Here is a 14954-nt window from a genome sequence, read left to right on the forward strand (position 1 = left end):
CGTAGGCTCGGAAGCTCAGATGTGCCGCTCCCCGGGAGGGAAAAATGCCCGCGCTGAGGTCCCGTACCGTCACCCACGGCCGCAACATGGCGGGTGCCCGCGCCCTCATGCGCGCCTCGGGCGTAGCGAACGAGGACATCGGCAAGCCGGTCGTCGCGGTCGCCAACAGCTTCACCGAGTTCGTCCCCGGCCACACGCACCTGGCGCCCGTCGGCCGCATCGTCTCGGAGGCGGTCAAGGCCGCCGGCGCGGTGCCGCGCGAGTTCGACACGATCGCCGTTGACGACGGCATCGCCATGGGCCACGGCGGGATGCTCTACAGCCTGCCCTCGCGCGACCTGATCGCCGACTCCGTGGAGTACATGGTGGAGGCGCACTGCGCCGACGCCCTGGTCTGCATCTCCAATTGCGACAAGATCACCCCCGGGATGCTGATGGCCGCCCTGCGGCTGAACATCCCGACGGTCTTCGTCTCCGGCGGCCCCATGGAGGCCGGCCGCGCCACCCTCGTGGACGGCACGGTCCGCAAGCTCGACCTGATCGACGCCATGGTGGACGCGGCGAACGACGGCATCTCCGACGCCGACGTGCTGCGCATCGAGGAGAACGCCTGTCCCACCTGCGGCTCCTGTTCCGGCATGTTCACCGCCAACTCGATGAACTGCCTGACGGAGGCCATGGGCCTCTCCCTGCCGGGCAACGGCTCGGTGCTCGCCACCCACACCGCCCGCAAGGCGCTGTACGAGGCCGCGGGCCGCACGGTCGTCGAGCTGACCACGCGCTACTACGAGCAGGACGACGAGACCGTCCTCCCGCGCAACGTGGCGAGCCGCAGCGCCTTCGAGAACGCCATGGCCCTCGACATCGCCATGGGCGGCTCGACCAACACGATCCTGCACCTGCTGGCCGCCGCCCAGGAAGCCGGCCTCGACTACGGCCTGACGGACATCGACGCCGTCTCCCGCCGGGTGCCGTGCCTGGCCAAGGTGGCGCCCAACGTCGCCCCCGGCGGGACGTACTACATGGAGGACGTGCACCGCGCGGGCGGCATCCCCGCCATCCTCGGCGAGCTGTACCGCGCCGGCCTGCTCAACGAGGACGTGCACGCCGTGCACGCCGACTCGCTCGCGGACTGGCTCAAGCGGTGGGACGTCCGCGGCGGCTCCCCGTCGCCCGAGGCCGTCGAGCTGTGGCACGCGGCGCCCGGCTGCGTGCGGTCGGCGACGGCGTTCTCGCAGTCCGAGCGCTGGGAGTCCCTGGACACCGACGCCGAGGGCGGCTGCATCCGCTCCCTGGAGCACGCGTACTCCAAGGACGGCGGCCTGGCGGTGCTGAAGGGCAACATCGCCGAGAACGGCGCCGTGGTGAAGACCGCGGGCGTGGATGCCTCCATCCTCACCTTCGAGGGCCCCGCCGTCGTCTGCGAGTCGCAGGAGGAGGCGTGCGACAAGATCCTCGGCAAGCAGATCAAGGAGGGCGACGTCGTCGTCATCCGCTACGAGGGCCCCAAGGGCGGCCCCGGCATGCAGGAGATGCTGTATCCGACGTCGTTCCTGAAGGGCCGCGGGCTGGGCAAGGCGTGCGCGCTGGTCACCGACGGCCGCTTCTCCGGCGGCACGTCGGGCCTGTCCATCGGCCACGCCTCCCCGGAGGCGGCGGCGGGCGGCACGATCGCGCTGGTCGAGGACGGCGACCTGATCCGCATCGACATCCCGAACCGCACCATCGAGCTGCGGGTCGACGAGCAGACGCTCGCCGAGCGCCGCGCGGCCCTCGGCGGGAAGTACGCGCCGAAGAACCGCGAGCGCAAGGTGTCCACGGCCCTGCGGGCCTACGCGGCGATGGCGACCAGCGCCGACAAGGGCGCGGTGCGGGACGTCACCAAGCTGGAGGGCTGAGCCGGCGGGCTCGGCAGAGGGCCGAGGGCCGAGGGCCGAGGGCCGAAGGGCTAGCCGGCGGGCCGAGCATGGCCGGCCCCGCGCTGCGCGGGGCCCGTTCCGTACGGCCCGGAACCCTCCGCGCAGCGCCGCGGAGGGCTCCGCGATAATCGGTGCGTGAGCGACGACAACCGGCACGAGAGCCCCGACGACGCGCCGTTGCCCGAGCCCCTGCGCTTCTTCGGCACCACCTGGGTCGACCGCTCGGGCGGCTACTGGGCGCGCCGCGCCGGTCTCGCCGTGCTGGCGCTCGCGCTGGCCGTGGGCGGCGGGTTCCTGCTGAAGGTCTCGTACGACGGCCTCCAGCTCGCCGACGGCGGCGGCATCATCCAACTGCTGATGATCGCCGCGTTCGCGGTGTGCACCTCGCTCGCCTTCACCCGCACCCTGGGCGGCTTCAGCCGCCCGCACGAGGCCGGGCCCGCGGACAGCTCGTGGCGGCCGATCCGGGTCATCGGCTTCGTCGGGGTGCTGCTGGCGTATGCGGTGCGCAGCTTCGTCGAGGCGCCGGGCGAGGGCATGCTGCGCAAGGACTACGAGCACCGGCTGGAGCGGTACGCGCGGCGGCGCTCGTCCCGTACGGGCAACCCGGCCAAGCGCAAGCGTAAGAAGCGCCGCTGACGCGCTGCCCGCGCACTTCGGGCCGCCGGGTCGCGTAGGCGTGCGCGGTCGCCGCCCGTCGCCTCCTACGCCCCTTCCCGCGCCCCCGCGTGCGCGGCGACCCAGCCGTCCGCCAGGTCCGCCAGCCGGTGCGCCGCCGCCGTGGTGCGCTCGCGGTCGCCGGTGTTGAGCATGTCGATCTGGAGCCCGGCGAAGGCCGCGTTCAGCAGCGTCGCGTAGTCCGTCGCCGCCCCCGCCGGCACGCCCCGGTCGCGGAACCAGCCCGCGACGAACTCCACCCGGTCCGCCAGCAGCCGCGACGTCGCGCCGCCGAGCCGGTCGCCGGCGGCGAGCCCTTCGATCTCGTGGACGAGCCGGGTGAGCGGCAGGTGCTCGGGCGTCAGGTGGTACTCCCACGTGGCCCGTACGACCTCGCCCATGCCCATCTCGCCGTCCGCGCCCGGCAGCCGGGCCAGCCACTCGCGCTGCCGCTCGTCCAGCCGCGTGAGCGTGGCCGCCAGCAGGTCGGCCTTGTCGGCGAAGTGGTGCGTGAGCACGCGCGTGCTCTGCCCCAGCTCCTTGGCCAGCGGCCGCATCGACAGGGTGGCGAGACCGTGGTCCACGAGGTAGTCGACGACCGAGTCGAGCAGGGCGGTCTTGCGGGCCGGGTCGGCGGTTCTGGGCATGGCACTCCTGGCACGTCTCACCCGGCCACCCGCGGCCGTACGCACAGGGGCGCGCACGGCCGCGTACGGGCGACCGGAAACCGGTGGACGCCGTTAGGGTAACGACTGTTACCTTAACGGCATGGACGAGAATCCCGCCCCGCAGACAACCGCGTCCCCCCTCCGCCGCTCCCTGCCGGGCTGGCTGATCGCGCTCACGCTGACGACGTTCACATTCTCCACCGACGACTACCTCGTCGCGGGAGTGCTCCCCGGCATCGCCGACGACCTCGACGTCTCCGAAGCCGCGGTCGGCCAGCTCGTCACCGTCTTCTCCCTGGTGCTCGCGCTCGCCGCCCCCGTCGCCTCCGTGGTCACCGCGACCTGGCCCCGCCGCCCCCTGTTCACCGCCGCCCTTGCGATGTTCGCTGCCGCGAACTTCGCCATGCCGCTCGTCTCCTCGTTCCCGCTCCTCATGGCGCTGCGCGTGGTCGCCGCGCTCGCCGCCGCCGTCGTCGTGCCCGGCGCGCTCGGCGCCGCCGCGGCCCTCGCCCCGCCGGAGCGGCAGGGCCGCTACATGGGCACGGTCTTCGCCGGGCTGACCACGTCGCTGCTGCTCGGCGTGCCGCTGGGCACGTGGGTGGGCGCGGTCGCCGGCTGGCAGGGCGCGTTCGTCCTCGGCGGCCTCCTCGGCGTCGCCTCCCTCGCCGCCCTGTACGCGACCCTGCCCGAGCCGCCCCGCGGCGAGGCCCTGCGGCTGGCCGACCGGCTGACCCCGCTGGCCCGCCCCGCGCTGCTCGTCGGCCTCGCCGCCACCGCCGTCGCCGTACTCGGCAACCTGATGCTGCTCACGTACCTGGCCGTCTACCTCCGCGACCTCGCCGGCATCGGGCCCACCGGCCTCGGCGTGATCTTCGTGCTGGCCGGCCTCGCCGGCATCGCGGGCAGCCAGCTCGGCGGCCCCGCCGCCGACCGGTGGGGCGCGGAGCGCGCGCTGCTGATGGGCTGCGGTGCGTTCGCGTTCGTGATGCTCGGGCTCGTCGCGTGCTGGCCGCTGCGGCCCGCGCCGCTGGTGCTCGTGGTGCCGCTGCTCCTCCTCTGGTCGGCGGCGGCCTGGTGGATCCCGCCGGCCGCCAGCGCCCGGCTGCTGCGCCTCGCCGGCCCGGCCGGCGCCCAGGCCCTCGCGCTCAACAGCAGCGCCGTCTACCTCGGCGTCGCCGCCGGCGGCGCGGTGGGCGGCGTCCTGCTCGACGCCCTCGGCAGCGGCGCGCTCCCGGCGGGCGCGGCGGCGGCGCAGTGTGTGGCGCTCGCCCTGTTCGCCCTGGCCTCCCGCCAGGCTTCTCAGGGGAAACCCTGAGCCCTGCCCGGGGTCACCCCCAGGCGACCCGGACATGTGTCAGTACTCTTTGACAGGTGCTCGTGACACCTGTCAGCTTTGGCTTACACACCGACGCACGAATGGGGCCGCAGATGGCACGGACGCCCGCTCCGGCCCCGAACGGGGACGAACTGCTGAAGGTTCTCGCCGCGCTCGGCAATCCGCACCGCCTGCGGATCGTCGCCGCGCTCCACGAGGGCCGGAACTACGTCAGCCGGCTGGCCCGCGAGATCGGCATGAGCCGCCCGCTGCTGCACATGCACTTGCAGCGGCTGGAGGCCGCGGGCCTGATCACCGGCTCGCTGGAGCTGTCCGAGGACGGCAAGGCGATGAAGTTCTACGAGGTGGTCTCGTTCCGGTACGAGCTGACCCCCGAGCTGATCGGGGGGATCGCCCGCACCATCGGCGACGGTGACGGCGAGCCGGAAGGCGCGCCGCCCGGGAAGGACCAGACCGGCACCGGGAAGCCCGAGACGGTGAAAGAGGAAGCCACATGAACGAGCAGACGGTGCACCTCGCCGACAGCGCCGACACGGTCGGTGCCGTGGTCGGCGCGGTCGGTGCCGCCGGGTTCTTCGCGCTGCTGATCGTGGTGGTCTGGCAGATCGCCGCCACCTGGCGGGCGAAGATGCTCGCGGCCCGCGAGGAGCAGTACCGGGCGCTGACCATCAAGTACCAGCAGTTGCTTGAGGACAACCTCGAACTGCACCGCCGCAGCATCGACGAGCTGACCGAGGCGCGGCGCTCCATCACCTCGATGGAGCGGATGATGCGCGAGATCGAATAGCTCCCGCCGCCGCTCCCCGAGCAGCACGGGCAACACGAGCGGCACGGGCAGTTCGAGCGGCACCAGCAGAACACGCAGCATGCGCACGGGCCGGAAGCGGCAACTTCCGGCCCGTACGAGGACGAAGCAATCCCCGGCACACTTCCGCGCCACGGCCTGGTCGGCAAACCACAGCGGCCGCGGTGCGGGCCAGTCGTGCGCCCGATCCACTTCTCTTGAAGGAGACCATCCCATGTCCGCTCGGATCAAGCAGCTCGTGGCTGCCCCCGGAGGGCGCCGAACGAAATGGCTGGTACTGGCCGCCTGGATACTCCTCCTCGTCGCGCTCGGCCCGCTGGCCGGCAAGCTCGGCGACGTCGAGGACACCGGCCCCAACGCCTTTCTGCCGCGCAGCGCCGAGTCCGCCGAGCTGAACACGGAGCTGGAGAAGTTCCGCGGCGACCCCGACGACGAGATCATGCCCGCCGTCGCCGTCTACAGCGTGCCGGACGGCGCGATGACGGCGGCCGGCCGGCAGAAGGCGGCGGCCGACGTGCGGGAGTTCGCGCCGTACGCCGCCGAGGGCGAGCGCGTGGCCCCGCCCGTGCCCTCCGACGACGGCGGCGCGCTGATGACCGTCGTGCCCATCGCCGACGAGGACGACCTCGGCGACACCATCGAGGCCGTACGCGACGTGGCCGCCGCCGGCGCCCCGTCCGGCGTGGACGTCGAGGTGGGCGGCCCGGCGGCCTCCCTCGCCGACTCCGTCGCCGTCTTCGACTCGCTCGACGCGACGCTGATGCTCGCCACCCTGGCCGTCGTCACCGTCCTGCTGCTCGTCACGTACCGCAGCCCGGTCCTGTGGCTCTTCCCCGTGCTCGCCGTCGGCTTCGCCGCCGTCCTCACCCAGGCGGCCACGTACCTCCTCGCCAAGCACGCCTCCCTGCCCGTCGACCCGCAGGCCGCCGGGATCCTGATGGTCCTCGTCTTCGGCGTCGGTACGGACTACGCGCTGCTGCTCATCGCCCGCTACCGCGAGGAGCTGCACCGCCACGAGGACCGGCACGAGGCCATGCAACTGGCGCTGCGCCGCTGCTTCCCCGCGATCCTCGCCTCCGCCGCCACCATCGCGGTCGGCCTGTCCTGCCTGTACTTCGCCGACATCAGCTCCTCCCGCTCCCTCGGCCTGGTCGGCGCGGTCGGCGCGGTGTGCGCGTTCCTCGCGCTGGTCACGGTGCTGCCGGCGCTGCTGGTGATCGTCGGCCGCTGGGTCTTCTGGCCGTTCGTGCCCCGCCACGGCACCCCCGCGCACGGGCACCGCACGGTGTGGTCCCGGATCGGCGCCGCGGTGGCGCGCCGGCCGCGCCGGTCGTGGCTGATGTCGCTGGGCGTGACCGCCGTGCTCGCGTTCGGCGTCGTCGGCATGGACTTCGGGCTGAAGCAGTCGGAGCTGTTCCAGGACGAGCCCGAGTCGGTCGTCGCGCAGGAGCGCATCTCCGCGCACTACCCCTCCGGTGCCTCCGACCCGGCCGACATCGTGACGAACGCCGGCGCGAAGGACGCCGTACGGGCGGCGGTCGAGCGGGTCGACGGCGTCGCGGCGGTCGCGGACGGCGAGACGACCCCCGACGGCGAACTGGCCGCCCTGCGCGTCACCCTCGACGACGAACCCGACAGCGACGCGGCCAAGGACACCGTCGAGGCCCTGCGCACCGCCGTGGGCGCGGTCGACGGCGCGGACGCGCTGGTCGGCGGCACGACGGCGGAGGCGCTGGACACCCAGCGGGCGGCGGACCGCGACCTGCGGGTGGTGGTGCCGATCGTGCTGCTGGTGGTCTTCCTGGTGCTGATCGGACTGCTGCGCGCGCTGGTGGCCCCGCTGGTGCTGCTCGCCACCGCAGTCCTGTCGAACATCGCCGCGCTGGGCGCCTCGTACCTGCTCTTCGACCACGTCTTCGACTTCGCCGCGGTCGACTGGTCCATCCCCCTGATGGGCTTCGTGTTCCTGACCGCGCTCGGCATCGACTACAACATCTTCCTCATGACGCGGGTCAGGGAGGAGGTCGCGGTCCACGGCCACGCGAAGGGCGTCCTCACCGGCCTGACGTCGACCGGCGGGGTGATCACGTCCGCGGGCATCGTGCTCGCCGCGACGTTCTCGGTCTTCGCGGGGCTGCCGCTGGTGACGATGGCGCAGATGGGCGTGCTGGTCGGCGTGGGCGTGCTGCTGGACACGTTCCTGGTCCGTACGGTCATGGTCCCCGCGCTGGCGCTCGACCTGGGGCGGTGGACGTGGTGGCCGGGCGTGCTGTTCCGCCGCGAGGCCGCGCGGGCGGCGGCTTCCGCGGAGGCGAAGGGCGCGCTGCCGGAGGCGGATCGCGTACGGGCCTGAGGGCCCCGGTCCGTACGGGCCGCATTCCTGCGCGCCGCATCCCTACGCGCCGCATCCCTACGGGCCGCATTCGTACGAGAAGAGGGGGCACCCGGCTCACCGGGTGCCCCCGCCCTCCTTGACAGCGCTCCGCACCCTCCCCGATATTCAACACATGATGAATATCGGGGAGGGTGCCGTCCACGCCCGCGGGCTGACCGTGGTCCGCGGCGGCGCCACCGTGCTCCACGAACTCGACTTCGACGTCCCGCGCGGCCAGGTCACCGGCCTGCTCGGCCCTTCCGGCTGCGGCAAGAGCACCCTCATGCGGGCCATCGCCGGCACCCAGGCCCGGGTCACCGGCACCCTCGACGTCCTCGGCGAACCCGCAGGCACCGCCACCCTGCGCCACCGCATCGGCTACGTCACCCAGGTGCCGTCCGTCTACCGCGACCTGACCGCCCGCCAGAACCTCGACTACTTCGCCGCCGTCCTCGAACCCCGCACCTCCCGCGCCGAACGCCACGCGCGGGCCCGACGCGCCCTCGCCGACGTCGACCTCACCGACGAGGGCGACAAGCTCACCGGCCGCCTCTCCGGCGGCCAGCTCTCCCGCGTCTCGCTGGCCGTCGCACTCCTCGGCACCCCCGAACTGCTCGTGCTCGACGAGCCGACCGTCGGTCTCGACCCCGTCCTGCGACGCGACCTGTGGGCGCTCTTCCACAAGCTCGCCGAGGACCGCGGCACGACGCTGCTCGTCTCGTCACACGTGATGGACGAGGCGGAGCGCTGCGACCGGCTGATGCTCATGCGCGCCGGGCGGATCCTCGCCGACGACACCCCGGACGGGCTGCGCGCGCGGGTCGGCAGCGAGACGGTCGAGGAGGCGTTCCTGCGGCTCGTCGACGCGGAACGCGCGAAGGAACGGCCCGCGGACGACAACGGGCACCCCGAGGAGGCCACCCCGTGAACGCCACCCGCACCCTCGCCACCACCCGCCGCGTCCTGCGGCAGCTCGGCCACGACCGCCGCACCGTCGCCCTGATCCTGGGCGTGCCGCTGGTCATGATCATGCTGCTCTACTGGGTCTTCGACGGCGACAAGCGCACCTTCGACTCCATCGGCGCCTCGCTGCTCGGCATCTTCCCGCTCATCACCATGTTCCTGGTGACCTCCATCGCCACCCTGCGCGAACGCACTTCCGGCACCCTGGAGCGGCTGCTCGCCATGCCGCTCGGCAAGGGCGACCTGATCCTCGGCTACGCCCTCGCCTTCGGCGCCCTGGCCGTCGTCCAGGCGGCGCTGGCCACCGGGCTCGCGGTGTGGTTCCTGGACCTCGGCTTCGCCGGGTCGCCGTGGCTGCTGCTCGTCGTCGCGCTGCTGGACGCCCTGCTGGGCACGGCGCTCGGGCTGTTCGTGTCCGCGTTCGCGGCGAGCGAGTTCCAGGCGGTGCAGTTCCTGCCCGCGGTGATCTTCCCGCAACTGCTGCTGTGCGGGCTGTTCGCGCCGCGGGACTCGATGCAGCCGGTGCTGGAGGCGATCTCCGACGTGTTGCCGATGTCGTACGCCGTGGACGCGATGAACGAGGTGCTCGCCAGCGACCAGGTCACCGGCGCCTTCCTCCGCGACATCGCGGTGGTCGGCGGCAGCGCGGCGCTGGTGCTCGCCCTCGGCGCCGTGACGCTCCGGCGGCGTACGGCGTGACCTGCGGCCCTGTCCGGCCTGTGGATAACTTCGCGGGGTGTCGGGGAGCGGTGCGAGGATGGACGGCATGACCCAGAAAGTCGCCGTACTCGGCGCCGGCAAGATCGGCGAGGCGCTGCTCTCCGGCATGATCCGCGCCGGCTGGTCGCCCGACGACCTGCTCGTGACCGCCCGCCGCCCCGACCGCGCGGAAGAGCTGCGCAATCGCTACGGTGTCGAGCCCGTCTCGAACGGCGACGCCGCCAAGCGCGCCGACACCCTCATCCTCACCGTCAAGCCGCAGGACATGGGCACGCTGCTGGACGACCTCGCGCCGCACATGCCGGCGGACCGGCTGGTCGTCTCCGCCGCGGCCGGCATCCCCACGGGCTTCTTCGAGGAGCGGCTGCCGGAAGGCGCGCCGGTGGTCCGCGTCATGCCGAACACGCCGGTGCTCGTGGACGAGGGGATGTGCGTCATCTCCGCGGGCAAGCACGCCGTCGAGCAGCACATGGCGCGGACCGAGGAGATCTTCAAGCCCGTCGGCAAGACGCTGCGCGTCCCCGAGGCGCAGCAGGACGCCGCCACCGCGCTCTCCGGCTCCGGCCCGGCGTACTTCTACTTCCTCGTGGAGGCCATGACCGACGCCGGAATCCTCCTGGGCCTGCCCCGCGAGAAGGCGCACGACCTCATCGTGCAGGCCGCCATCGGCGCCGCGGTCATGCTGCGCGACAGCGGCGAGCACCCGGTCAAGCTCCGCGAGGCGGTCACGTCCCCGGCGGGGACGACGATCAACGCCATCCGCGAACTGGAGAACCACGGCGTGCGGGCGGCCCTGATCGCGGCGATCGAAGCGGCCCGCGACCGCAGCAGGGAACTGGGCGCGGGCCCGGCCCCCGACGGCAAGCGCGCGTAGGGGAACCGCCGATGACACCGCAGCCGCCCCCCGACGCGCCGGCCGCCTCCGGGCGGGAGCCCATCCGCGTGCTGCTCGCCGACGACGAGGCCATGGTCCGCGGCGGGGTGCGGGCCATCCTCGCCGCCGCGGACGACATCGAGGTCGTCGCCGAGGCGGGCGACGGCCGCGAGGCCGTCGAGCTGACCCGGCGGCACCGCCCCGACGTCGCCCTGCTCGACATCCGCATGCCGGTGCTCGACGGCCTGGGCGCCGCCGAGGAGCTGCGCCGGGCCGCGCCGGGGACGGCGGTGGTGATGCTGACGACGTTCTCCGAGGACGAGTACATCGCCGGTGCCCTCGACAGCGGCGCCGCCGGCTTCCTGCTCAAGTCCGGTGATCCGTACGAGCTGATGGCCGCCGTCCGCGCCGCCGCCGGCGGCGCCTCGTACCTCTCGCCGCACGTCGCCCGCCGCGTCATCCAGCGGGTCAGCGGCGGCCGGCTGACCCGCGAGAAGGAGGCCCGCGAGCGCGCCACGGCGCTCTCGCCGCGGGAGCGCGAGGTGCTGGCGCTCGTCGGCGCCGGACTGTCGAACGCGGAGATAGCCGGGCGGTTGCACCTGGTGGAGGGCACGGTGAAGGCGTACGTCAGCCAGGTGCTGGCGCGCCTGGAGGTGAAGAACCGGGTCCAGGCCGCCATCCTCGCCTACGAAGCCGGCCTGGCCGGCGCCGAGGAGGAGTCCCCGGGGCAGGGCCCGCGGTAGCCGGCGACATCGCCGCCGCGACCGGCGTCCGACGCCGGCCGCCCGGCGGCCTCCCCCCGGCCGACCGCCGCGCCGCCCACCGGATGCGCCGCACCGGCGACACCGGCACCGGCGGCATCCGCATCCGCAGCCGCAGCCGCAGCCGCATCCGCGCCCGCCCCGGCCCCCGCGCGCCGGAGCCGGAGGGTCCGTACGCCCTCGTGCAGCAGCGTGATGCCGAACGCCAGCCCCAGACCCAAAGCCACCCCCCGCAGCGGCTCGTCCTCGAAGGCCGCGCCGCCGACGTAGCCGAGCGTCGTCCCGTACGCCGCCCAGGTCACCGCCGCGACGACCGCGTACCGCGTGAACGTCCGGCGCGGAAAGCCCGTCGCCCCCGTCGTGAGCGTGGCCGCCGTCCGCCCGCCCGGGATGTAGCGGGCCACGACCAGCACCAGCCCGCCCCGCTCCGCCAGCATCCGGCCCACCCGCTCGTACGCCCGCTGCGCCCGGCTCCCCGGCCGCAGCCGGTCGAAGACCCGCGGCCCGGCGCGACGCCCGATGGCGTACGAGATGTGGTCGCCCGTCAGCGCCCCCACGGCCGCCACCGCCGCCACGAGCACCGCGTCCGGCTGCCCGTCGGCCGCGGCGAACACCCCCAGCGTGATCACCAGCGTCTCGCTCGGCACCACCGGGAAGAAGCCGTCCAGCGCGGCGATGCCGAAGAGCGCCAGGTACACCCACGGGGTGCTGACCACGCCCTCGACGGCGTGGATGATCGCGTCATTCATGCAGTTCACGCTAGGTACGCGGCCGGTGCGCCGCCGCGCACCGAAGTCAGGACCCATCCATGACTTTCGTCAGGTGCCCGGCGGCCCCCGCCCGCCGTACCGTGGCCGCATGACCGGCACCGACCGGCTGCCCGGCACCCTGCGACGCACGCTGCCCGACCGCCTCCGCCGCACAGCAGGCGACCGCCCCGCAGGCGACCACCCCCGGCAGCTCGACCAGCCCGACCGTCACGGCCAGCCCGACCGCCCCCGGCGGCGCCGCCCCGCCCTGCCCCACGCCCTCCGCCGCGTCCTGCGCAGCGAACGCGCCGCCGACCTGCTCCTCTGGCTGGTCCTCAGCCTCCCCGCCGTCACCGCCGGCGGCCTGCCCGGCGCCGAGCAGGCCGCCGGCCTCGACCTCGGCTGGATCCGCGCCGCCGCCGTCCCCCTCCTCGCGCTCGCCGTCGCCGTCGGCCGCCGCCGGCCCCTGCTCGCCGCCGCGATCCCCGCCGCGCTGGCGCTGGCCACGACGCCCGAGCTGTTCACCAACCAGTTCGTCCTCGCCCAGGTCGCCCTCTCCTTCCTCCTCGGCCGCCGCACGGACCGCCCGCGCAGCGCACTCCTGCTCTTCGGCGCGGTCGCCGCGGCCGGCCTCGTGCTCGCCCGCACCGTGCCCGACGCGACGTTCTCGGGCTGGGCGACCCTCGTCCTCACCGTGATCTTCGCGATGGTGCTCCCGTGGCTGCTCGGCCGGTACGCGCGCCAGCACGCCGCGCTCGTCAGCACCGGCTGGGAGCTGGCCGAGCGGCTGGAGCACGAGCAGGAGCTGACCGCCGACCGCACCCGGATGCGCGAGCGCTCCCGTATCGCCGGCGACATGCACGACTCCCTCGGCCACGAGCTGACCCTCATCGCCGTACGCGCCGCGGCCCTCCAGGTCTCCCCGGGCCTCGACGACACCGCCCGCCGGGAGGCCGCCGAACTGCGCGAGGCCGCGGCGACGGCCACCGAGCGCCTGCGCGAGGTCATCGGCCTGCTCCGCGAGGACGACGAGGGCGCGCCGGTGCACCCGGCGGACGACAAGGTGGAGGAGCTGGTCCGGCGGGCGACGGCGTCGGGGATGCGGGTGGAGCTGGTACGGGACGAAGAGGGGAACGCCCCGCTCCCCGCGGTGGCCGACCGGGCGATCCACCGCGTCGTCCAGGAGGCCCTGACCAACGCCGCCAAACACGCCCCCAGTGCCCCCGTGACCGTGCGCCTGCGCCGCGACGCCGACCACGCCGAGGCCACCGTGGTCAACGGCCCGCCGCCGCCCGGCGCGGCGAAGGCGTCACCGACCGGCGGCTACGGCCTCGTCGGTCTCGACGAGCGCGTCCGCCTCGCCGGCGGCACGCTCCGTGCACAGCCTGTGGACGACGGCTTCGCCGTCACCGCCCGCCTCCCCCTCACCCCCGGCGCCGCCCCCGCCCCGCCGCGCGAATACGCCGCCCGGCGCGAACTGGCCGCCGCGCGCCGCCGCGTACGCCGCGGCATCCTCGACGCGATCTGGGTCCCGGTCGTCGGCACCGCCGTCCTCGGCGTGCTGCTCTTCGGCGCCGACCTCTACACCTCCTACCGCGCCGTCCTCGACGCCGACACGTACGACACCCTGCGCATCGGCCAGCCCCGCGACGAAGTCGAACGCCGCCTCCCCGCCTACGAGGCCGACGTCAACACCCGCCCCGCCGCCGCCCCCGCCGACCCGCCCGGCACCGACGACTGCCTCATCTACCGCACCACCCCCTTCACCCTCGACCCGTCCTACCGCCTCTGCTTCACCGACGACCGGCTCTCCCACAAGGACAAGGTCAACGCCGACCCGTAGCCCGTACCCCCAGGCCCGGCCCGGGGGTTACCCCCACCCGCGGCCCGGTGGCCCGCCGGATGGGGCGCCGGCGCCCGCCTCCGTAGCGTCGTACGACATGAAGCCGAAGCCCGCGGCCCTCGCCGCCCCCGCGCTCGCCCTGGCCCTCGCCGCCGTCGCGACGGCCTGCACGCAGGCGGTCGGCGACGGCAAGGCCGAACACCGCACCTTCAGCATCGGCGACGACGCCACCACCCTCACGATCGACGCCGACGACACCGCGGTGGAACTGGTGCCCGTCGACCGCGAGGGCGGCGAGATCGACGTCACCCGCTGGTTCAAGGCGGAGAAGTGGAACGGCAAGGTCGGCACCGAGTGGTCCGCCGACGGCGACACCCTGCACTTCCGCACCAAGTGCAGCGGCGTCGTCGTGAGCTGCGACTCCCGCTACCGCGTCGAGGTCCCGCGCCACCTCGCCGTGAAGATCGACGGCAGCGACGGCCGCATCGAGGCGAACGGCTTCGACACCTCCCTCGACATCACCAGCGGCGACGGCGCGGTGGAGGTCGCGGACGCCGGCGGCCCGCTGACCATCGAGGCCCACGACGGCTCCGTACGCATCGACGGCGCGGCAGGCCCCGTCGACCTCCACGCGCGCGACGGCTCCGTCCGCGCCACCGGCCTCACCGCCGCCCGCGTCGCCGCCTCGCTCGGCGACGGCAGCCTCCACCTCGGCTTCACCGAAACCCCGGACCAGGTCACCGCCGAAACCCGCGACGGCGGCCTGACGGTGGAGGTGCCGAAGGCCCCGTACCGGGTCACCACCGACGTACGCGACGGCAGCACCGACGTCACCGTCCCGCGCGACCCCGCCAGCCCGCACCGCATCGACGCCACCACCGGCGACGGCAGCGTCACCATCCGCCCGACGGGCTGACCCGCGCTAACCGCCGAACGCCGGCAGCAGCCCCGCCGCGTCGTACGCCGCATCGACCCGGGGCCGCGCCCGCCCCCGCGCCCGCTCCGCCCCGCGGCGCAGCACCCCCTCGACGTACCCCGGATCGGCACTCAGCTCCGCATGCCGCTCCCGCACCGGCCGCAGCACCTCCACCACCGCCTCGGCGGTGTCGCGCTTGAGCTGCCCGTACGACGTGTACTCACCCGCCAGCTCCGCCGGCTTCCGCCCGGTGCACCCGGCCAGAATCTCCAGCAGGTTCGTCACCCCCGGCTGCGCCTCCCGGTCGTACGTCACCTCACCCCCGCTGTCCGTCACGGCCCGCATCACCTTCCGCCGCACGGTGTCGGG

At 74.2% G+C, this 14954-nt stretch carries 15 protein-coding genes (1 of these 15 cut by a window edge); 12 read left to right on the forward strand and 3 right to left on the reverse strand.

What is annotated here, in order from left to right:
- Positions 1-44 precede the first annotated feature (44 nt).
- Both ilvD and QBL21_RS01665 read left to right on the forward strand, forming a co-directional pair.
- Positions 45-1898, forward strand: a complete 1854-nt coding sequence (gene ilvD, locus QBL21_RS01660) for a dihydroxy-acid dehydratase (RefSeq protein WP_407560164.1) — start codon at positions 45-47, stop codon at positions 1896-1898.
- Between the two features lie 156 nt (positions 1899-2054).
- Positions 2055-2558, forward strand: a complete 504-nt coding sequence (locus tag QBL21_RS01665; protein ID WP_407560165.1) for a hypothetical protein — start codon at positions 2055-2057, stop codon at positions 2556-2558.
- 65 nt (positions 2559-2623) lie between these two features.
- On the opposite strand, the gene QBL21_RS01670 is transcribed toward QBL21_RS01665, so the two are convergent.
- Positions 2624-3223 carry a TetR family transcriptional regulator gene (locus QBL21_RS01670; protein WP_407560166.1) on the reverse strand — a complete coding sequence of 200 codons (600 nt, stop codon included), beginning with the start codon at positions 3221-3223 and terminating at the stop codon, positions 2624-2626.
- A 121-nt stretch (positions 3224-3344) separates the two neighbouring features.
- On the opposite strand from QBL21_RS01670, the gene QBL21_RS01675 reads away from it, so the two are divergent.
- The 8 genes from QBL21_RS01675 (at position 3345) to QBL21_RS01710 (ending at position 11059) form a co-directional block, all read left to right on the forward strand.
- The gene (locus QBL21_RS01675) at positions 3345-4559 is read left to right on the forward strand and encodes an MFS transporter (protein WP_407560167.1); all 1215 of its coding nucleotides are present in this window, start codon (positions 3345-3347) and stop codon (positions 4557-4559) included.
- Positions 4560-4672: 113 nt separating this feature from the next.
- A complete protein-coding gene (locus QBL21_RS01680; protein WP_407560168.1) occupies positions 4673-5077 on the forward strand; it encodes an ArsR/SmtB family transcription factor in 405 nt (134 codons plus the stop codon).
- Entirely contained in the window at positions 5074-5367 is a 294-nt protein-coding gene (locus QBL21_RS01685; RefSeq protein ID WP_407560169.1) for a hypothetical protein, read from the forward strand. The genes QBL21_RS01680 and QBL21_RS01685 overlap by 4 nt, the downstream gene beginning before the upstream one ends.
- Positions 5368-5599: 232 nt before the next feature.
- A complete protein-coding gene (locus QBL21_RS01690) occupies positions 5600-7738 on the forward strand; it encodes an MMPL family transporter (RefSeq protein WP_407560170.1) in 2139 nt (712 codons plus the stop codon).
- A gap of 154 nt (positions 7739-7892) precedes the next feature.
- Positions 7893-8687 carry an ABC transporter ATP-binding protein gene (locus QBL21_RS01695; protein WP_407560171.1) on the forward strand — a complete coding sequence of 265 codons (795 nt, stop codon included), beginning with the start codon at positions 7893-7895 and terminating at the stop codon, positions 8685-8687.
- Positions 8684-9421, forward strand: a complete 738-nt coding sequence (locus tag QBL21_RS01700) for an ABC transporter permease (RefSeq protein ID WP_407560172.1) — start codon at positions 8684-8686, stop codon at positions 9419-9421. The genes QBL21_RS01695 and QBL21_RS01700 overlap by 4 nt, the downstream gene beginning before the upstream one ends.
- Before the next feature lie 67 nt (positions 9422-9488).
- Positions 9489-10316, forward strand: coding sequence for a pyrroline-5-carboxylate reductase (proC, locus tag QBL21_RS01705; protein WP_407560173.1), 828 nt, complete (start codon positions 9489-9491; stop codon positions 10314-10316).
- A gap of 11 nt (positions 10317-10327) precedes the next feature.
- On the forward strand, positions 10328-11059 hold the full coding sequence (locus QBL21_RS01710) for a response regulator (protein ID WP_407560174.1): 732 nt from the start codon (positions 10328-10330) through the stop codon (positions 11057-11059).
- On the opposite strand, the gene QBL21_RS01715 is transcribed toward QBL21_RS01710, so the two are convergent.
- Positions 11002-11826, reverse strand: coding sequence for a DedA family protein (locus QBL21_RS01715; protein WP_407560175.1), 825 nt, complete (start codon positions 11824-11826; stop codon positions 11002-11004). The two genes, QBL21_RS01710 and QBL21_RS01715, sit on opposite strands and share 58 nt — an antisense overlap.
- 109 nt (positions 11827-11935) lie before the next feature.
- Between QBL21_RS01715 and QBL21_RS01720 the strand changes: the two genes are divergently transcribed.
- Positions 11936-13669: a sensor histidine kinase gene (locus tag QBL21_RS01720; protein WP_407560176.1), complete on the forward strand. Its 1734-nt coding sequence runs from the start codon at positions 11936-11938 to the stop codon at positions 13667-13669.
- Positions 13670-13766: 97 nt separating this feature from the next.
- Complete coding sequence (locus tag QBL21_RS01725) at positions 13767-14585, forward strand: DUF4097 family beta strand repeat-containing protein (RefSeq protein WP_407560177.1); 819 nt, start codon at positions 13767-13769, stop codon at positions 14583-14585.
- Positions 14586-14591: 6 nt separating this feature from the next.
- Here the strand turns inward: QBL21_RS01725 and trpS are convergent, their stop codons facing one another.
- Positions 14592-14954: the end of a tryptophan--tRNA ligase gene (gene trpS, locus QBL21_RS01730; RefSeq protein WP_407560178.1), read on the reverse strand. 678 nt of this gene lie beyond the right edge of the window; 363 of the gene's 1041 nt are visible here — the last part of the coding sequence; its start codon lies beyond the right edge, outside the window; it ends in the stop codon at positions 14592-14594.

Source organism: Streptomyces sp. 184 (assembly GCF_045781775.1).
In the GTDB taxonomy this organism is placed as follows: Bacteria; Actinomycetota; Actinomycetes; order Streptomycetales; family Streptomycetaceae; genus Streptomyces.